The sequence below is a fragment of the Pseudomonas sp. Bc-h genome, assembly GCF_002080045.1.
Classification (GTDB): domain Bacteria; phylum Pseudomonadota; class Gammaproteobacteria; order Pseudomonadales; family Pseudomonadaceae; genus Aquipseudomonas.
In genome coordinates this window covers 398,436-418,131 of record NZ_MUIN01000003.1, presented here as the reverse complement: position 1 = coordinate 418,131, position 19,696 = coordinate 398,436, and the positions used below count along the sequence as shown (strand labels likewise).

The following is a 19,696-nucleotide window of genomic DNA, read 5'->3' as shown; positions in this document are numbered from 1 at the left end:
TGTATCAGTGTCGAAATTTTCTGATTTCCCTGTGGGATCAATCAGCGACGGGCATCGGCGTTCGGACCAAAAACGAGGCGAAAACGCCAGTTCCTTTCTTCACCCTTGTAGACCGCCATATCGCCCCCATATAGGGCCGACTGACGCGTGAAGGAATCCAACTTGAGCGAACTTCTCAACCGCCGCCTGGCCCTGCTTGGCGAGCCCCGTCACCTCTCCCTCCTGGAGAAGTGCCTGCACGGTATCGAGCGTGAATGCCTGCGCGTTACAGGCGAAGGTCGTCTGGCCCAGACACCGCATCCAGAGGCCTTGGGCTCTGCGCTGACCAACGATCAGATCACCACGGATTACTCCGAGTCATTGCTTGAGTTCATCACTCCGGCGCTGACCAATCCGGCGGAGACGCTGGATAGCCTGGAAAAAATCCACCGTTTCGCCTACAGCAAGCTGGGCAGCGAGTACATCTGGAGCCCTTCGATGCCGTGCCCGTTGCCGGCCGAAGAAGACATCCCGATCGCCTATTACGGCACCTCCAACATCGGCAAGCTCAAGTACGTCTATCGTCAGGGCCTGGCGCTGCGCTACGGCAAGACGATGCAATGCATTGCCGGCATTCACTACAACTTCTCTCTGCCGGAAGCGATCTGGCCAGTACTCAAACAAACCGAAGCTTTCGAAGGCAGCGACCGCGACTTCCAGTCCGAGAGCTACATCGGCCTGATCCGCAACTTCCGTCGCTACAGCTGGCTGCTGATGTATTTGTTCGGCGCATCGCCGGCGCTGGACGCCAGCTTCCTGCGCGGCCGCTCGCATCAGCTTGAGCAGTTCGACGCCGACACGCTGTACCTGCCGTACGCCACGAGCCTGCGCATGAGCGACCTGGGTTACCAGAGCAATGCCCAAGCTGACCTGACGCCGTGCTACAACGACCTGCTGACCTACACCGACAGCCTGCGCAAAGCGGTGGCAACGCCCTACGCACCCTATGTCGAAATCGGCACGCACAAGGACGGTGAGTGGATTCAGCTCAATACCAATGTTCTGCAGATCGAAAACGAGTACTACTCGACCATTCGACCCAAGCGGGTCACCTATTCCGGCGAACGTCCGATTCAGGCTTTGGTAGCCCGTGGCGTGCAGTACGTCGAAGTGCGCTGCCTGGACATCAACCCGTTCCTGCCGGTCGGTATCGATCTGCAGCAGTCGCGCTTCATTGATGCCTTCGTTCTGTTCTGCGCCCTGCAGGAAAGCCCGCAACTGGCCGACTGCGAATGCGGCAACGCCAGCAGCAACTTCCTGACCGTGGTCAAGGAAGGTCGTCGTCCGGGGCTGCAACTGAGCCGCAACACCGCGACCATTGACCTGAAAGAATGGGCTAACGAGTTGCTCGACAAGATCGAGCCGATCATCAATCTGCTGGACCAGAGCCAGGGTATCGACGAGCACGCCAAGTCACTGGTCGTTCAGCGTGCGAAAGTCGCCGATTCGTCGCTGACGCCTTCGGCCCAAGTGCTGGCAGCCATGACCGAACACAAGGAAGGCTTCACCGCGTTCTCGTTGCGTCAGGCGCAAGTACATGCCGATTACTTCCGCAGCCGGCCATTGAGCACCGAGGATCAGGCGAGCTTTGAAACCAAGGCCCGTGAGTCCCTGGCGCAGCAGTCCGAAATGGAGCAGAACGAAGAACCGGTGGATTTCGACACCTTTGTCGGTGCCTATCAGGCGAGCATTCTGAAGATCAGTAACTGATCAAACGGCGCCGCGCCCTTCTCTGGCAGGGCGCTGATTCAAACCGCGGGAGGGAGCCTGCTCGCGAAGATTACCGTACGGCCGATGTAACCCTATCGCCTGTACCTACCTCCTCGCGAGCAAGCTCCCTCCCACGTTAATGTCGAGTCGACGCTGAATCCGAGTCAGACAGGAACGCCCTCAAATCGCCTTCTCGAAAATCTTCGAATTTCGCTGATAGTTGTAGAGCGATGCCCGAGCGCTAGGCAGGCGGTCGACGCTGCTCGGCTCAAAGCCGCGCTCACGGAACCAATGGGCCGTGCGCGTCGTGAGTACGAACAACGTCTTCAAGCCCTGCGCCCGTGCGCGCTCCTCGATACGCTCTAGCAGCTCATCGCCGCGCCCGCCATGACGGTATTCGGGGTTCACCGCCAGACACGCCAGTTCGCCTGTCTCGGAATCGGCAATCGGGTACAACGCTGCGCAAGCAATGATCAGCCCTTCGCGCTCCACCACGCTGAACTGCTCGATCTCGCGCTCCAGTACCTCACGTGAGCGACGCACCAGAATGCCCTGCTCTTCCAGCGGCGTGATCAGGTCGATCAAACCACCGACATCACCAATCGACGCCTCACGCACCAGCTCGAACTGCTCCTGGGCGACCAGCGTGCCGCCACCCGCGCGGGTGAACAGCTCGGACAGCAGAGCGCCGTCTTCGGCGTAACTGACGATATGGCTGCGCGCCACGCCGCCGCGACAGGCCTGCGCCGCCGAATCAAGCAGCTCTGCCTGATAGTTGCTACCCAAGCGCTGAAGGTGCGCCGGAACCTGCTGCGGACGCAGCTCACGGACCAGACGCCCCTGCTCGTCCAGCAAGCCAGACTCGGCGCCGAACAGCAGCAGCTTCTCTGCACCCAGGTCGATGGCGGCGCGGGTGGCGACGTCTTCGCAGGCGAGGTTGAAGATTTCACCGGTAGGCGAGTAGCCCAGCGGCGACAGCAGCACGATAGAGCGTTCGTCGAGCAGACGATTGATACCCTTGCGGTCGATCCGGCGCACTTCGCCAGTGTGTTGATAATCAACGCCCTCAAGCACGCCAATCGGGCGCGCCGTGACGAAGTTGCCGCCCGTCACGCGCAGACGCGAGCCCTGCATCGGCGAAGCCGCCATGTCCATCGACAGACGCGCTTCGATGGCAATGCGTAGTGCGCCTACGGCGTCGATGACGCACTCAAGAGTGGCGGCATCGGTGACGCGCAGTTCGCGGTGGAAATGCGGCGTGATCCCGCGGGCTTCCAGACGGCTTTCGATTTGCGGACGTGAACCGTGAACCAGTACCAGACGAACACCCAGACTGTGCAGCAGCACGAGGTCGTGAACGATATTGCCGAAATTGGGGTGGTCGATGCCGTCGCCCGGGAGCATGACGATGAAGGTGCAATCCCGGTGGGCATTGATGTAGGGAGACGCGTGGCGGAGCCAATTGACGTAATCGGGCATATCCGAAAGAGCCTGTAGAAGATGGACGAAGGGTGAAAGCACTCACAACGGCATGAGCTTTATCGTCGGAACAGGCATCGCAACACGCGTACTCTCCTTCTAGTCTGATTCAGAAAGTGGGGCTGTCTCACACGACAGCGCTCACGGGGCATTCAAGGGGCGGCCAGGCAGTAATGTTCGATCAACTGACGCAATAGACGCACTGTAGGCTGCAAACGTGACATTTCGAGATATTCGCCCGGCTGATGCGCGCAGGCGATGTCGCCGGGGCCCAACACGATCGTCTCGCAACCAAGGCGCTGAAGATAAGGCGCTTCGGTGCCAAATGCCACTGCTTCGGCCGTATGACCTGTCAGACGCTCGGCAACCCGAACCAGTTCCGCATCGGCGTTTTGTTCGAAGGGTGCGACTTCCGAGAACAGCGGCGCGTAATCGATCTTCACCTGATGCAGTTCAGCCAGCGGCTGTAGCTTCTGCCGGATCGCCGAACGCAGCATTTCCGGATCCATGCCCGGCAGCGGACGCAGATCGAACTCCAGCGAGCACTGGCCGCAAATCCGGTTGGGGTTGTCGCCGCCATGGATGCAGCCGAAGTTCATTGTCGGTGCAGGCACGCTGAACTGAGGATTGCGATACTTCTCCTGCCACTGTTGACGCAGATTCTTGAGCGCGCCAATGGCGTCGTACATGGCCTCCAGCGCGCTGTGGCCAAGGCTTGGGTCCGACGAATGGCCACTGCGCCCGAGAATCTCGATGCGCTCCATCATCACGCCTTTGTGCAGGCGAATCGGCTTCAAGCCAGTGGGTTCGCCAATCACCGCCGCCCTGCCGAGGGTACCGCCAGCAGCGGCCAGAGCTTTGGCACCGGACATCGAGCTTTCTTCGTCGCAGGTCGCCAGAATGATCAACGGCTGCTTGAAGGGTTTATCCAGCAAGGGCTGCAAGGCTTCGATTGCCAGTGCGAAAAAGCCTTTCATGTCGCAACTGCCAAGTCCTAACCACCTGCCGTCGACTTCTGTCAGCTTCAGTGGATCGGTCTTCCACAATGCGTCGTCATAAGGGACCGTATCGCTATGACCGGACAGCACCAAGCCGCCGGGACCCGTTCCGTAGGTGGCCAGAAGATTGAACTTGCCGGGGCTGACCTGCTGGATATCACAGGCAAAACCCAAGTCGCCGAGCCACCCGGCGAGCAGATCAATGACCGCGCGGTTGGATTGATCCAGCGAAGGTTGCGTACAACTCACCGAAGGCGCGGCGATTAGAGCCGCAAACTGGTCTTTCATGGACGGTAACGGCATGGGCGACTCCTCGGTACAGGTACGACACGCCCCATCATAGGGTGATTGGACAGCTGGAATAAACTGTCACGGGTGATGTCCTGTACACTGCACGACCCACGCAGCTGTGTCGATTCCGGCTGCGCCCCCCGTTTATCAGCGATAGAGCGCCTGGATTCCCGGCCATGCAGAAAGAAACCGAAATCAAACTCCGCGTCAGCCGCGAAACCCTCATTGCCCTGCGCGAGCATCCGTTGCTGAAAAAGCGCAACAAAAGTGGCTGGGAGCGGCTGGAGCTATTCAACCAGTACTTCGACACCCCAGAGCGCGAGCTCGCTCATGCCAAGGTCGCCCTGCGCCTGCGCCGTGATGGCGACGCGATCATCCAGACGCTCAAGACCCGAGGCCAGAGCGTGGCAGGCTTGTCTGAGCGCAACGAGTACAACTGGGACGTGCCCAAGGCCAAGCTGGACCTCAAAAAGCTCGACGGCGAATGCTGGCCCGAGCACCTGGCGGACCTGGACAAGAAAACCATCAAGCCACTGTTCACCACCGATTTCGTCCGTGAAAAGGCCGAGATTGCCTGGGGTCGTGGTAAATCCAAGGTGGTGATCGAGGCTGCGCTGGATCTGGGCAATGTCATCGTCGGCAAGCAGAAAGAAGAAATCTGCGAGCTGGAGCTGGAACTGCGCGAAGGCGAGCCGGCCGCATTGCTGGAGCTGGCCGCCGAACTGGCGGAGAAACTGCCGCTGATGCCCTGCGACATCAGCAAGGCCGAGCGCGGCTATCGCCTGTTCGATGCCAGCAGCTACTCGGTCAAGTTGCCAGCGCCGGAACTGCACGCCGAAACCTCGGTGGACGACGCTTACAGCGCGCTGGCCTGGTACCTGTTGGGCAGCAGTCAGCGGCTGGCAGAGCAATACCGTTTCAACGGCCACTGGAGCCTGTTGCAGGACTGGGTCGGAGTGCTTGCCGAGTTGCGCGCAATAACCGGCAGCCTTGGTCAGGCCGCTCCACGCGCCACCACTCACGACCTGCGTGCCGCGCTGGATGCCCTGCTCGAAGACTGGCGCACGCTGGTTCAAGCCGGTCAGGAAGATGGCGACGTGCGCGCGGCAGCGCATGAGCAGTTCATCGAAGAGCTGGAAGACCCGCGTTGGGGCCTGTTCTCGCTGACTACCTCGCGCTGGTTGATGGAGCGCAGCTGGACCGTCGAGCGCAATAACCGTGGCAACCGTCAGGGCAACGCGATGCTGAGCAGCTGGGTACCGCGCTTCCTGGGCGATGAGGCCACCGCGCTGAACCTGGCCCGCTACCAGCAGCAACCAGAAGATCTGGCCGAGCAACTGCCGCGTATCGAGCGCATCCAGGTCTGGCTGCACCATGCTCGTCACACGCTGGAACTGCCGGAGCTGGATCGTCTGTACGGCGAGATGAACAAGCTCGAGCAACTGGCGCATCTGGATATCAGTGATGAAATCCTCGAAGCCCGTGTGCAACAGACCATCACCGTGCTGCAGAGCCGGGCGTGGAAGACGTTGTTGAAGATTTAAGCAGCGCTGCATTACCTGTAGCAGTCTGGCTTTACGGCGATGGCGCCCTTGAGATCGCTACCGCCGGCAAGCCGGACTGCTACAGGGATAAAGATGTGATTTACAGATCCCATTCGGCGCACAATGGATGCGCTCAGCGAACGATTGGCAAACTCGTTGTCGATTTGATTTCCGACAGCGCCACAGTCGAATTCACCTCCTGAATCCCCGGCACCAGCGACAGCTTTTCGAAGAAGAACCGCTCATACGCTTCGATGTCCGGCGTGACGATGCGCAGCAGAAAGTCCACCGACCCCATCAACACATAGCACTCCAGAACCTCCGGAAATCCGCGAATCGCTTCGGTGAACTCCGTGAAGTTGGAGCGGCCGTGGGCGTTGAGTTTTACTTCCGCGAAGATCTGCGTGTTAAGCCCGATTTTCTTGCGATCCAGCAGCGTGACCTGGCGACGGATCACCCCTTCATCCTTCAATCGCTGAATCCTGCGCCAGCACGGCGATTGGGAAAGCCCTACCTGCTCGGCAATTTGCGCGCTGGATAAAGAAGCGTCCTCCTGAAGCACCGCAAGAATCTTGCGATCATAGGCATCCAGCTCGATTTGCATAAGTTATTCCTGATACCTGACAGTGGCGCATTAAGAAGTCGCGAAAAGGTTAATTCAATCGATCATAGAACAGAATTTTCTTTTGCAGCATGTAAAGCTATCTCCACTCAAACAGCTCGTCGCCCCTATCGCATACCGCCGACGAAAACAGGAGAGTTCAGCATGTCGCATCTGGAATCAGTCAGCTCCGCCCCGCTTCGCCCCGACGTCTGGTCTGTCAGCAACGCCCAATGCCGGTCGCGCTTTCAGATTCTCGCCGAGGCCGAGCCTGACCTGATCTGTCGGGTGCTTAACCTGTTCGCCATGCAGTACCTGATCCCGCAGCAAGTCAGCGTGTTGCAACAGGAAGGTATGCTGATGATCGAGGTAGAAGTCGACGGCATGACCTGGCATCGTGCGCAGGTGATTGGCGAAAAAATGCGCAGCCTGGTCAATGTTTGCTCAGTGGATCTGGAACCGATCGGGGTTTTGCACGTCCTATCCGAGCCTGTCTCACTGGCTGTCGGTTGAGTACGCCGAAAATATTGGCAACGCTTCACTACCTGCAGGACGCAACAACTGGCACGCTTGGGACTACTCTTACTTACTCACGAAGTAAGCCGTCTCGTCCGAAGGAGCCTGCATGTCCGTCCTCGCCTCATCATCCCAGGACCGCTGGCTGGATCTGAATGAAATCCTGCGTGATCTGGTCACGCAGGAATACCTCGATCAGGACAATGCCGAATACGCATTGACCCTGCGTCGCACGGCGCAAAATCTGCAAACCCATCCGCTGGAATTCATCGCCGCGCAGCAGTTCGACAACCGGAAACGCCCCGGCAAAAAGCTCGATCTGGAAACCCTCACCGCCTGGCTCGCCGAACAAGCCGGCCAGCCGTACATGCGCATCGACCCGCTGAAGATCAACGTGGCAGCCGTCACGCCGTTGATGTCCTACGCCTTCGCCCAGCGCCACAAGATTCTGGCCGTGGCCGTCGATCGCGACGCAGTGACCATCGCCAGCGCGCAACCTTACGTGAAGGCGTGGGAAGCCGACCTGATGCACGTCCTGAAAATGCCGATCAAGCGTGTAGTCGCAAACCCGGTGGACGTGCAGAAACTGGCGGTCGAGTTTTACCGCCTGGCAAAATCGGTCAGCGGCGCCAGCGCGACTGATCAGAAAGTGAGCAATCTGGGCAACTTCGAGCAACTGCTCAAACTGGGTGCGAGCGATCAGGAACCCGATGCCAACGACGCGCACATCGTCAACATCGTCGACTGGCTGTTTCAATACGCTTATCAACAGCGCGCCAGCGATATTCACATTGAGCCTCGCCGAGAAGCTGGCACCGTGCGCTTCCGCATCGACGGCGTGTTGCACAACGTCTATCAATTCCCACCGCAGGTGACCATGGCGGTGACCAGTCGCCTGAAAAGCCTGGGCCGGATGAACGTCGCCGAAAAGCGCAAACCGCAGGATGGCCGGGTCAAGACCAAGACCCCGGATGGCGGTGAAGTGGAACTGCGTCTGTCGACGCTTCCCACGGCATTCGGCGAGAAGATGGTAATGAGGATCTTCGACCCGGAAGTGCTGCTTAAGGACTTCGATCAGCTGGGGTTTTCAGGCGACGACCTGCGTCGCTGGGAAGGCATGACGCATCAGCCCAACGGCATCATTCTGGTGACGGGGCCGACCGGTTCCGGGAAGACCACGACGCTGTACACCACGCTCAAGAAGCTGGCGACGTCGGAGGTCAACCTCTGCACCATCGAAGATCCGATCGAGATGGTCGAGCCTGCCTTCAACCAGATGCAGGTCCAGCACAACATCGACCTGACCTTTGCCAGCGGCGTACGAGCGCTGATGCGGCAAGACCCCGACATCATCATGATCGGCGAGATTCGCGACCTTGAGACCGCTGAAATGGCGATCCAGGCAGCGCTCACCGGTCACTTGGTGCTTTCGACGCTGCATACCAACGATGCACCGAGTGCGATCAGCCGCCTGCTGGAACTGGGCGTGCCGCATTACTTGCTCAAGGCGACGATTCTCGGGGTGATGGCCCAGCGGCTGGTGCGTACCTTATGTCCACATTGCAAGGCGCCGATGGAGATCGATGAAGTCGACTGGCAGACCCTGACCCGACCCTGGCAGGCGCCTGTGCCAAGCGGGGCACATCGGGCAGTGGGCTGCGCGGAATGCCGCGACACGGGCTATCGGGGGCGCGCCGGGGTGTACGAAATCATGTTGATGTCCGATGCGGTCAAATCGCTGATCACGGCAGATCTGGACCTTACGGCGCTACGTCGGCAGGGTTTCAAGGATGGCATGCGCAGTCTGCGGCTGTCTGGCGCGCAGAAAGTTGCGGCGGGGCTGACGACGCTGGAGGAAGTGCTGCGAGTGACGCCGCAGAGTGAGCAGCGTTGAATTTACCTGGCGGGAGCAGGCTTGTCAGCGCCCAAAGGTTCACGAGTACCCGTCTGTAGCAGCACGGCTTTGCCGGCGGTGGCGCACTTCAAATTGCTGCCACCGGCAAGCCGGGCTGTTACAGGGGTTCGATAGTCGACTTACAAATCCGTTACACCGAAATCCAGCACTACCTTCATCGCCTGCTGTTTATCCCCAGCCAACTCGAATGCCTGCACCGCTTCGTTGAACGGGATGGTGTGGGAGATGACAGGCGTGACATCGATCACCTTGCGATTAAGCAGATCCACCGCCTGCGCGAACTCCGGATGAAAGCGAAAAGTACCGCGCAGGTCGATCTCCTTGCCCACTACCAGATTCAACGGAATCGACACATCACCACCCAAACCGACCGTTACCACAATGCCGCGCGGACGAACGCAGGTCAGACCATCGCGTAGCGCCTGAGCGCTACCGGACGCTTCGAACATCACATCGAAATGGCCTTTGTCGGCGGTATAGCGCGCCAAGGCTTCGGGCTCATTCTTGAGGTTGTGGGTTTCGCTGGCGCCCATACGACGAGCGCATGCCAGTGCGCTGTCGCTTAAGTCAGCGGCGACGATCTGCAATGCGCCTGCAGCTTTCAGACTACCGATCAACAGATTGCCAATCGGGCCGCAACCGGTGACCAGCACGCGCTTGCCAAACACCCCGCCCGCTCGCTGGATTGCGTGCAAACCCACCGACAACGGCTCCGCCAACGCGCCCTCGGCCAGGGTTGTGGTCGGCGCCAGCAAATGCGCCTGGCTGGACTCGATGACCAGGGTTTCGCGAAACGCGCCCTGGATGTGCGGGAATGGCATCGCGCTGCCGTAGAAGCGCATGTTCAGGCAATGATTGGGCAGGCCTTCACGACAATATTTGCACCCACCACAAGGGCGCGAGGGCGATACGGAAATGCGCTGCCCTACGCTGAAACTGCTCTGAGCGTCGCCCACTTCCTCGATCACGGCCGAGATTTCATGACCCAGCACCATCGGCTCCTTCAGGCGCACTGCACCGAAGCCGCCGTGCTGGTAGTAATGCAGATCGGAGCCGCAGATACCGCCCCGGGCTACGCGCACCCGCAACTCGCCGCAGGCAAGTGGCGAAGCTGGCTCCTCGGCTTCTACGCGCAAGTCTTTCGGGGCGTGACAGACAATGGCTTGCATGAATACTTCTCCGGCTTACAGCGACGCAGTGATGGCGCCGTCGACATAAAGAATATGACCGTTGACGAAACTGGCGGCATCAGACGCCAGGAAAACCGCCGCGCCCTTCAGTTCAGAGACCTCGCCCCAACGGCGACTCGGCGTGCGCTGCACCAGCCAGTCGCTGAATTCAGGATTGGCCGCCAGCGGGGCATTGAGCTCGGTCTTGAAGTAACCCGGTCCGATGCCGTTGACGTTGAGGCCGTGCGGGCCCCAATCGATCGCCATGCCCTTGGTCAGCATCTTCAGCGCGCCTTTGCTCGCAGTGTAAGGCGCGATGCCCGGGCGACCCAGCTCACTCTGCACCGAGCAGATATTGATGATGCGCCCGCGCCCGCGAGGGATCATGCAGCGCGCCACGGCCTGGCCGACGAAGAATGCGCTGTCCAGATTGGTCCGCATCAACTCGTGCCAGTGCGCTTCGCTGAAATCGGCCAAGGGGCCACGGCGCTGAATACCGGCGTTATTGACCAGAATTTCCAGCGGCCCGACGCGCTGTTCGATGTCGTGCACCGCAGCGCTGACAGCCACACTGTCGGTGACGTCGAAGCATTGTGTGTGGACGTCATGTCCCTCGCCAGCCAGTACCGCAGCCGCTGATTGCAGCGTGTCATGGGTGCGTCCATTGAGGACAACCCTTGCGCCCGCCTCCGCCAGCCCCCGCGCGATGGCCAGGCCAATCCCGGCGCTGGACCCGGTGATAAGTGCGGTTCTTCCGTCCAGACGGAAGCTCTCCAGAACAGCCATGTCGCTCTCCTCTTGTACGGCCGACGTTGGATCATGCGTTGTGATGATTCGTTGTAAAGTTCATCATCCTGATCAAGCAGCACTTCAACGCAGGGCACAGCTATCGTCCAATGGTCATTGCTGATGCGCTGATCACGATTTTTGATAAGCAACGGAGCGCCCATGGAGCTCAAGCATTTGCGGGCCTTCGTCACCTTGGCCGAGGAGCTGCACTTCGGCCGTGCGGCCCAGAGACTCGCCATCGTACAGCCTGCATTGAGCATGCAGATAAAGGCACTGGAAGGCTGGCTCGGTGTTCGACTGCTCGATCGTAATCGCCACTCGGTGACGCTCACGGACGTCGGCCGACTGTTTCTGGAGGAGGCGCGAGCCACACTGCATCAGGCGCAACATTCGGCCGATGTCGCGCGGGGATTGGGCCGCGGCGAAACCGGCCGAATCCGCCTCGGCTTCGTTTCCTCGGTGCTGCCTGAGTTGCTGCCGACGCTGATCCGACAGGCCCATCAGCGCTATCCCGGCATCCAGCTGGAGCTGAAAGACATGCCAGGCCCCGACCAGATTCAGGCGCTAAAAAGCGGCCAGCTGGACTTCGGCCTGATGCGCCTGCCCGCACCCTATGCCGGAGTACAAACACAGGCGGTTCTGCACGAGTCGATCATCGTCGCGCTGCCTGCCGGTCATCCTATGGCCAAAAGCCCGATCATCGACGCCAAGGCGCTCGCGCATTTACCGGTACTGATATTGGCTCGGCGTTATGCAGCAGGGTTTTACGACAGTCTGCTCCAGGCGATTGCTGCACAAGGTGGCAAGCTGGCCGTGGCCGACGAACTGGGCGAGTTCACTACGATGCTGGCGCTGGTCGCTGCAGGGCTGGGCATTGGATTGCTGCCGCTCAATGCCGCGCGCGCCCTGCCGCCGGGGGTGATCGCACGGCCTCTGGACCTGGCGGATTACCGGACCACAACCGGCCTTGCCTGGACGTCGCTGGACACCGCGGTGAAGACCACGGCCTTCAACCTGATGCGCGAGCTATTCTTTAACAATGGTCCTCTGTAGCAGTCGGGCTTGCCGGCAGTGGCGGTTTCAAGGACGCCACCGCTGACGCAGGACTGCTACAGATTCCAGGCAAGGCACAATGAGTCTTCGGAGCGGATGACCTCTTTTGATACAAGAAATATTGGCAGTGCGGATTCTGATAAACGTACGCTCTGCCGGATCGTTCATTCATCAGCACCAACCAACAGGGACAGGTTATGCAAATCGGTAGTGTGGTTTTACTGTTCGTCGCGCTGGCCATCGCCATCGTGTTCATGGGTTTCAAGGTCGTGCCGCAGGGGTATCAGTGGACCGTCGAGCGCTTTGGCCGCTATACCAACACCCTCAAACCCGGGCTGAACATCATCGTGCCGATCGTTGATCGTATCGGGCACAAGATCAACATGATGGAAACCGTGCTCGACATTCCGCCACAGGAAGTCATCACCTCGGACAACGCCACCGTGCAGATCGACGCCGTGTGTTTCTATCAGGTGGTCAATTGCGCCCAGGCGGCGTACGAGGTCAACAATCTGCAGCACGCAGTGCGCAACCTGTTGCAGACCAACATCCGCACCGTGCTCGGCTCCATGGAACTGGACGCCATGCTCAGCCAGCGCGACGGTATCAACGAACGCTTGCTGCGCATCATCGATGAAGCCACCGCGCCATGGGGCATCAAGATCACCCGCATCGAAATCAAGGACATCAGCCCCCCTGCCGACCTGATGGCTGCCATGTCCGGACAGATGAAAGCCGAGCGGATCAAACGTGCACAGATCCTGGAAGCCGAGGGCTCGCGCGCTTCGGCGATCCTGACCGCAGAAGGTAAAAAACAGGCGCAGATTCTGGAAGCGGAAGGTGAGCGTCAGGCGGCGTTCCTGGAGGCCGAAGCCCGTGAACGTCAGGCCGAAGCGGAAGCCCGCGCGACGCAAGTGGTGTCCGAAGCGATCGCTGCCGGCGACGTGCAAGCCATCAACTATTTCGTCGCGCAAAAGTACATCGATGCGCTGGGCAAACTGTCGTCGGCCAACAACAGCAAAGTCATCCTGATGCCGCTGGAGGCCAGCCAGATGATCGGGGCCATCGGTGGTATTGGCGAGATCGTCAAAGCCACCTTCGACAAAGGGCCGCTCGACAAGACCAGGCCCGATACCGGCAAGCGAGTCTGACCATGTGGGACTACCTGCAAGACCTGTCGTTCTGGGACTGGCTGGGCCTCGGCACCGTGTTGTTGATCCTTGAAGTGTTCGGCGCGGGAGGCTATCTACTGTGGATCGGGGTGGCCGCTGCGGGTGTCGGCATTCTCACGTACATCATTCCGTCGATGAGCTGGGAAGTGCAGTTTCTGCTGTTCGCCGTGCTGTCGGTTCTGACGGCGCTGTACTGGTGGCGACGCCAGCGCAGCGTGTTGCGCAAGTCCGATCAGCCGGGGCTGAACATGCGAGGTTCGGAACTGATCGGCAGGACCTTCGCGGTGCATGACGCCATCGTCGACGGGCGCGGCAAGATCAAGGTCGGCGATGGTGTCTGGATGGTGGTCGGGCCTGATACGGCCGCAGGAAATCAGGTCCGTGTGGTCGCGCAGGACGGGGCGATTCTGAAGGTCGAGCGGGTATGACGCAGGGCTGAAAGGGAACTACATCGGCCCTCGACGTATCAAATCATTTCAGAACAACCAAAGTCGGAGTAACCCCGTCATGCGTCTAAAACTTGCTGTAGCCACGCTAGCTCTGCTCTCCCTGCCGATCGGTTCAGCAATGGCCGATGGCTTTTTGCGCGACGTCATTTCGTCTGGCGCAACAACCGGCTCCACCTACCTGACCTTCCGGCACCACAAGCTGATCGTCGCGGCGCAGGATGACGCCGGCAGCTTCGTCGCCAGCAATGGTGAGATTCGCGGCCCGTATCTGGAAGCGGCTATGGATCAGGTACGCAAGGACAACCCGGGCCTGAACGCCTCGGACATGGATCTGGCCAACGCGATTCTGGCGAAGAATCTCGTTGCCGAACAATAAGCTTCACGTTCTGGAAAAATGCCGCTCCCATGAGCGGCATTTTTCTGTGCGTCTGAAGGCGTTGTCCCACGAACTCTAGAGCCGTCTTCACGGCCAACACAGGCCGTTTCTGATATTCAGCTCGGTCGCAACTTCCCCATATTTAACGCTCTTCAAATAGGGAAGTTGAAAAGATGTGCAAACGAACTTTTACCTCGCTGGCCGCGATTCCAGCGTTCTTCCTCTCCACGGCGTACGCCGAAGGCTTCTACGGCTCGGTCAAGCTGCAAGAGGCGCGGCAGGACCTCTCCAGCGCACTGCTGACCAGCCCCCGCGTCGATCACCGAATAGTCAGCCCGGACGTCAGCAAGGAAACCACAGGCGCGGTCGCGCTGGGTTACGCATTCGACGGCGGCTGGCGTCTGGAGACCGAGTACAACATCAAGACCGATTCCGAATTCAAATCCTACTGGTCGCCGTTCGATGCCAACGTCAACAACATGCAGGTGTCGTCCAAACGGTTGATGCTCAATGGCTACAAGGACTTCGCCCTGAACGACACCCTGTCGTTGTACGCCATGGCAGGCATTGGCGTGGCGCACATCAGTTCCGAGGGCTACCAGAGCGAACCCGGCCGCCGTTTCGCCAACAACAGCCAGAACAACTTCGCCTACAGCGTTGGTGTGGGCGCGGACGTGAAGCTCAACGAGCGCATCACTGTGGGCGCGGGCTATCGCTACGTGGATATGGGCGATATCACCACGGGCTACAACACCTTCGCCAACCGTATCAACGCGCGGGATGAACAGCTCAAAGGCAAGTTGAAGGAACAGAACGTGTTCCTGGAAGCGCGGGTTTCCTTCTGACGATTAACGGGCGGCACTTCTAATGAGTGGCGCCCGGTTCTGCGTGATCCAAAATACTCAGCGGTAGTCGTCGACCGGTACGCAGGCACAGAAGAGGTTACGGTCGCCGTAAACGTTGTCGACCCGATTCACCGTCGGCCAATACTTATGCTGGCGAGTATATGCGGTGGGGGTGACCGCATCGGCGATGCTGTATGGGCGATCCCAGACGCCGGTGATGTCGGCCAGGGTGTGCGGCGCGCGTTTCAGTGGGTTGTCGTCGGCGGGCCAGACGCCCTTTTGCACCTGTGTGATCTCGGCACGAATGCTCAGCATCGCTTCGATAAAGCGGTCCAGTTCAGCTTTGGGCTCGCTTTCAGTGGGCTCGATCATCAACGTACCTGGCACCGGGAACGACATGGTCGGCGCATGAAAGCCGTAATCCATCAGGCGCTTGGCGACGTCCTCTTCACTGATCCCGGTTTCGGCCTTGAGCGGGCGCAGATCAATGATGCATTCGTGAGCCACGCGATCATTGCGCCCGGTATAAAGCACAGGAAACGCGCCGGTCAGTTGTTGCGCCAGGTAGTTGGCCGACAGGATCGCGACTTCGCTGGCATCGGCCAGTTGTGGACCCATCATTGCGATGTACATCCAGCTGATGGGCAGGATGCTCGCGCTGCCCCATGGCGCCGCGCTCACTGCGGTATTTTCGGCATTCGGCCCCTCAAGCGAGATCACCGGGTGATTGGCCACGAATGGCGCAAGATGCGCGCGGACACCAATCGGCCCCATGCCCGGCCCACCACCGCCATGGGGAATGCAGAACGTCTTGTGCAGGTTCATGTGGGAAACGTCAGCGCCAATGTCGGCCGGGCGCGCCAGCCCGACCTGCGCGTTGAGGTTCGCGCCGTCCATGTAAACCTGGCCACCGTGATTGTGGATGACTTCACAGATATCGCGAATGCCCTCCTCGTAAACGCCGTGGGTGGAGGGATAGGTCGCCATCAGGCACGACAATTTATCGCCGGCTTCCTGAGCCTTGGCCTTCAAATTCTCCAGGTCGACGTTGCCCTTGTCGTCGCACTCGACGATCACCACACGCATTCCGGCCATCTGCGCTGAAGCCGGGTTGGTGCCGTGAGCAGAAGAAGGAATGAGGCAGATGTCGCGCTGCCCTTGCTGGCGGCTCTCATGATATTTGTGGATCGCCAGCAGCCCCGCATACTCACCCTGCGCACCGGAGTTGGGCTGCATGCAGATCGCGTCGAAGCCTGTGATCGCGCAGAGCCAGGCTTGCAGTTCGTCGATCATTGCCTTGTAGCCGGTCGCCTGTTCCACGGGTGCAAACGGATGCAGGTTGGCAAATTCGGACCAGGTGATCGGAATCATCTCGCTCGTGGCGTTGAGCTTCATGGTGCAGGAGCCGAGCGGGATCATTGACTGATTCAACGCAAGGTCCTTGTTCTCCAGCTGCTTGAGGTAACGCAGCATTTCGGTTTCGCTGTGGTGTGCGTTGAACACCGGATGCGTGAGATAAGGCGAGTTACGTTCGACGCTGTCCGGGATGCCTGATTCCAGGGTTTCAGCATCAAGTTCGCCGACCTTCAACCCGTGATCGGCGCCGCAGAATATATCCAGCAGTCTGTCGACAGTTCGCTCATCACAGCTTTCATCCAGACTGACTCCGAGCTTGCCGTCGCCGAAAATACGCAGGTTGAACTGCGCATCGTGGGCGGTTTCGAGGATCGCCGTCTGCGCGCCGCCGACGTCCAAGGTAAGGGTGTCGAAATAGTGTTGGTTGAGGCGTTTGATACCTTTGCGCTCAAGCCCGGTCGCCAGTAGCGTTGTCAGGCGAAGCACACGCTGGGCGATGCGCTTGAGCCCTTCGGGCCCGTGATAGACCGCGTAGAAACTGGCGATATTCGCCAGCAGCACCTGCGCCGTGCAGATGTTGGAATTGGCCTTTTCGCGGCGGATGTGTTGCTCACGGGTCTGTAAGGCCATCCTCAACGCGACTTCGCCGCGGGCATCCCTGGACACGCCGATGATGCGGCCGGGAATCCCGCGTTTGAATTCTTCGCGACAGGCGAAAAATGCGGCGTGGGGGCCGCCGTAGCCCATTGGCACACCAAAACGCTGAGACGAACCGAACACCACATCGGCACCCATTTCGCCCGGAGGCGTGAGTAATACCAGACTCAACAAGTCTGCAGCCACGCAAGCCAGGGCCTGCTGTGCGTGCAGTTGTTCGATCAGCGGGCGCAGGTCGCGAATCTCGCCATGGGTATCGGGGTACTGCAGCAGTGCGCCGAACACCTGATGACTGGCGAGGTTATCCACAGGGCCGACGATCAGTTCGCAGCCGAAACCTTCGGCACGAGTGCGAACGACGGAGAGCGTCTGGGGATGACAGTTTTCGTCAACGAAGAAAGCGTTGCTCTTGGACTTGGCGATGCGTTTGGCCAGGGCCATGGCTTCAGCGGCAGCAGTGGCTTCGTCGAGCAACGACGCGTTGGCCATGGCCAGGCCCGTGAGGTCGATGGTCATCTGCTGGAAGTTGAGCAGGGCTTCGAGCCGGCCTTGGGCGATCTCGGGTTGGTAAGGGGTGTAGGCGGTGTACCAGCCGGGATTTTCCAGCACGTTACGCAGGATGACATTGGGTGTGATCGTGCCGTGATAGCCCATGCCGATCAGGCTGGTCCAGATCTGGTTGCGCTCGGCATAGCCCTTAAGCTTCGCCAATGCCGCCTCTTCGCTCAACGCGGCAGGCAGATCCAGCGCACGATTCAGGCGAATGGCCGGTGGGACGGTCTGTTCGATCAGTTCGGTTCGGCTGGCAACGCCGAGGGATTGCAGCATCGCCTGTTGTTCGGCGGCATCGGGGCCGAGGTGGCGACGCAGAAAGGCATTCGGGTCGTGCAACTGGCTCAGGGATGGCGACGTGGACATGACGGCCTCTCTCTTTACTGGACGACTAAGCCGCGATGGGCTGAGCTTTAGAGTCTAGAAAGGGATTGGCGGTTGTGTGGAGAAAGTGTGTCGGATCGGGTGCTGAGGCGCGAAGATCCGTGTGGAAGGTGGGCTGGCGCGCGGTGTCGAACAACATCGTAATGAATGGTCTCCCTGTAGCAGCACGGCTCGCCAGCGGTCGCGGCTTTGACATCGTCACCGCCGGCAAGCCGTGCTGCTACACGGGGTCCTGAACTTACTCGCCGATGGCAGTCTTGTAACCGGCAGCGTCCAGCAGCTTGGCCAGGTCGCCGTCAGCGTTGCTTGGTTTGACTTTGAAGATCCACGACTCGTAAGGGGTGTTGTTCAGCTCTTCTGGGGCATCACCCAGCGCTTCGTTGACCGCAACGACTTTACCGCCAACCGGCGAATAGATGTCGGAGGCGGCTTTCACCGACTCAACCACACCAGCCGCATCGCCTGCGGCGAAAACCTTGCCGATTTCCGGCAGCTCGACGAACACCACGTCGCCCAGCGCTTCTTGCGCATGGTCGGAAATACCGACCACGATCAGGTCACCCTCTTGCTTGGCCCACTCATGGCTCTCGGCAAAACGCAGTTCGGCGGGAATATTGCTCATTTTTTATCCTCTCTACATCATCAGGTCAGCGGAGTAACCCCGCCAGGGTTGGCTTTAAGTAAATTCTAGATCAGAGCCCTGCCATGACGCACGAACGTCGGCTGAACCACGCGGACCGGGTACCACTTGCCGCGGATCTCCACCTCGGCACGGTCAGCGGTGGCCATCGGCACACGCGCCAGGGCAATCGACTTGCTTAGCGTAGGAGAGAAACTACCACTGGTGATCTCTCCTTCGCCAACTTCCGCTATTCGGACGACCTGATGTGCGCGAAGAACACCTCGTTCTTCGAGAACAAGTCCTACGAGCTTGGAAGCAACGCCTTTCGCCCGCTCGGCTTGCAGCGCGCTGCGGCCGATAAAATCGCGACCTTCCGGGCCCCAGGCCACTGTCCATGCCATATTGGAGATCAGCGGTGAAACCTGCTCGTCGATTTCCTGACCATACAGGTTCATGCCGGCTTCAAGACGCAGGGTGTCCCGCGCGCCCAGCCCGATCGGCGAGATGCCAGCCCCCACCATATCGTTGAAGAAACTGCAGGCTTGCTCGGCAGGCAGAATGATTTCCAGACCGTCCTCGCCGGTGTAGCCAGTGCGGGCAATGAACCAGTCGCCTTGCTGCTGGCCTTCGAAAGGCCGGAGGGTGTGGATAAGTTCAGCGCGGGCCTGAGTCACCAGTTCGGCGATTTTCTGTCGGGCGTGCGGCCCCTGAATGGCCAGCATGGCTAACTCGGAACGATGATTCAGGCGCACGTCGTAGCCGGAAAGGTGGGCATTCATCCAGGCCAGATCCTTGGCGCCGGTGGCGGCGTTCACCACCAGTCGGTAACCCTCGTCGGTCAGGTAGACGATCATGTCGTCGACGATACCGCCGCGGGTGTCGAGCATCGCGCTATAAAGCGCGCGGCCCGTGTGTTGCAGTCTGCCGACGTCGTTGGCCAGCATATGTTGGAGCCAGGCCTTGGCCTGGCTACCTGAAACGTCGAGGACATGCATGTGCGACACGTCAAAAATTCCACAGTCGCGACGCACCTGATGGTGTTCTTCGACCTGTGAGCCGTAGTGCAATGGCATATCCCAACCACCGAAATCGACCAGCTTCGCGCCTAGGGCGAGGTGCAGGTCAAAGAGGGGCGTACGCTGTCCCATGGGTGTCTCCTTCCGGGCGTGGCGAAGACGC

General features: G+C 59.8%; 17 protein-coding genes. 9 read left to right on the top strand and 8 right to left on the bottom strand.

What is annotated here, in order from left to right; translation table 11 throughout:
• Positions 1-162: 162 nt before the first annotated feature.
• Positions 163-1,749 (top strand): glutamate--cysteine ligase, encoded by a 1,587-nt coding sequence (gene gshA / locus BWR59_RS06690; RefSeq protein ID WP_081564839.1) that lies wholly within the window; start codon positions 163-165, stop codon positions 1,747-1,749.
• Between the two features lie 180 nt (positions 1,750-1,929).
• On the opposite strand, the gene argA is transcribed toward gshA, so the two are convergent.
• The gene (argA, locus tag BWR59_RS06685; RefSeq protein ID WP_081564838.1) at positions 1,930-3,228 is read right to left on the bottom strand and encodes an amino-acid N-acetyltransferase; all 1,299 of its coding nucleotides are present in this window, start codon (positions 3,226-3,228) and stop codon (positions 1,930-1,932) included.
• A 152-nt stretch (positions 3,229-3,380) separates the two neighbouring features.
• Positions 3,381-4,529: an acetylornithine deacetylase gene (argE, locus tag BWR59_RS06680; protein WP_081564837.1), complete on the bottom strand. Its 1,149-nt coding sequence runs from the start codon at positions 4,527-4,529 to the stop codon at positions 3,381-3,383.
• Positions 4,530-4,693: 164 nt separating this feature from the next.
• On the opposite strand from argE, the gene BWR59_RS06675 reads away from it, so the two are divergent.
• Positions 4,694-6,061: a CYTH domain-containing protein gene (locus BWR59_RS06675; RefSeq protein ID WP_081564836.1), complete on the top strand. Its 1,368-nt coding sequence runs from the start codon at positions 4,694-4,696 to the stop codon at positions 6,059-6,061.
• Between the two features lie 133 nt (positions 6,062-6,194).
• On the opposite strand, the gene BWR59_RS06670 is transcribed toward BWR59_RS06675, so the two are convergent.
• Complete coding sequence (locus BWR59_RS06670; protein ID WP_081564835.1) at positions 6,195-6,665, bottom strand: Lrp/AsnC family transcriptional regulator; 471 nt, start codon at positions 6,663-6,665, stop codon at positions 6,195-6,197.
• 162 nt (positions 6,666-6,827) lie between these two features.
• Here BWR59_RS06670 and BWR59_RS06665 point away from each other — a divergent pair, with 162 nt between their 5' ends.
• Together BWR59_RS06665 and BWR59_RS06660 are read left to right on the top strand one after the other, a co-directional pair.
• Positions 6,828-7,175, top strand: a complete 348-nt coding sequence (locus BWR59_RS06665) for a hypothetical protein (protein ID WP_081564834.1) — start codon at positions 6,828-6,830, stop codon at positions 7,173-7,175.
• 112 nt (positions 7,176-7,287) lie between these two features.
• Positions 7,288-9,072, top strand: a complete 1,785-nt coding sequence (locus BWR59_RS06660; RefSeq protein ID WP_081564833.1) for a GspE/PulE family protein — start codon at positions 7,288-7,290, stop codon at positions 9,070-9,072.
• Between the two features lie 140 nt (positions 9,073-9,212).
• Here BWR59_RS06660 and BWR59_RS06655 read toward each other — a convergent pair whose 3' ends face one another.
• Together BWR59_RS06655 and BWR59_RS06650 are read right to left on the bottom strand one after the other, a co-directional pair.
• On the bottom strand, positions 9,213-10,262 hold the full coding sequence (locus BWR59_RS06655) for an L-idonate 5-dehydrogenase (RefSeq protein ID WP_081564832.1): 1,050 nt from the start codon (positions 10,260-10,262) through the stop codon (positions 9,213-9,215).
• Between the two features lie 15 nt (positions 10,263-10,277).
• On the bottom strand, positions 10,278-11,048 hold the full coding sequence (locus BWR59_RS06650) for a glucose 1-dehydrogenase (protein ID WP_081564831.1): 771 nt from the start codon (positions 11,046-11,048) through the stop codon (positions 10,278-10,280).
• A gap of 162 nt (positions 11,049-11,210) precedes the next feature.
• Here BWR59_RS06650 and BWR59_RS06645 point away from each other — a divergent pair, with 162 nt between their 5' ends.
• The 5 genes from BWR59_RS06645 (at position 11,211) to BWR59_RS06625 (ending at position 14,946) form a co-directional block, all read left to right on the top strand.
• Complete coding sequence (locus BWR59_RS06645) at positions 11,211-12,104, top strand: LysR family transcriptional regulator (RefSeq protein ID WP_081564830.1); 894 nt, start codon at positions 11,211-11,213, stop codon at positions 12,102-12,104.
• 197 nt (positions 12,105-12,301) lie between these two features.
• Positions 12,302-13,255, top strand: a complete 954-nt coding sequence (locus BWR59_RS06640; RefSeq protein WP_081564829.1) for an SPFH domain-containing protein — start codon at positions 12,302-12,304, stop codon at positions 13,253-13,255.
• Positions 13,256-13,257: 2 nt separating this feature from the next.
• Entirely contained in the window at positions 13,258-13,704 is a 447-nt protein-coding gene (locus BWR59_RS06635; protein WP_081564828.1) for an NfeD family protein, read from the top strand.
• A 79-nt stretch (positions 13,705-13,783) separates the two neighbouring features.
• Positions 13,784-14,101 carry a DUF2388 domain-containing protein gene (locus BWR59_RS06630; protein ID WP_081564827.1) on the top strand — a complete coding sequence of 106 codons (318 nt, stop codon included), beginning with the start codon at positions 13,784-13,786 and terminating at the stop codon, positions 14,099-14,101.
• Positions 14,102-14,274: 173 nt separating this feature from the next.
• Positions 14,275-14,946, top strand: coding sequence for an outer membrane beta-barrel protein (locus BWR59_RS06625; protein WP_081564826.1), 672 nt, complete (start codon positions 14,275-14,277; stop codon positions 14,944-14,946).
• Between the two features lie 57 nt (positions 14,947-15,003).
• Here the strand turns inward: BWR59_RS06625 and gcvP are convergent, their stop codons facing one another.
• From gcvP to gcvT, 3 genes are all read right to left on the bottom strand, one after another.
• On the bottom strand, positions 15,004-17,877 hold the full coding sequence (gene gcvP, locus BWR59_RS06620) for an aminomethyl-transferring glycine dehydrogenase (protein ID WP_081564825.1): 2,874 nt from the start codon (positions 17,875-17,877) through the stop codon (positions 15,004-15,006).
• A 256-nt stretch (positions 17,878-18,133) separates the two neighbouring features.
• Entirely contained in the window at positions 18,134-18,517 is a 384-nt protein-coding gene (gene gcvH / locus BWR59_RS06615) for a glycine cleavage system protein GcvH (protein ID WP_081564824.1), read from the bottom strand.
• Between the two features lie 65 nt (positions 18,518-18,582).
• A complete protein-coding gene (gcvT, locus tag BWR59_RS06610; RefSeq protein ID WP_081564823.1) occupies positions 18,583-19,665 on the bottom strand; it encodes a glycine cleavage system aminomethyltransferase GcvT in 1,083 nt (360 codons plus the stop codon).
• Positions 19,666-19,696: the final 31 nt, after the last annotated feature.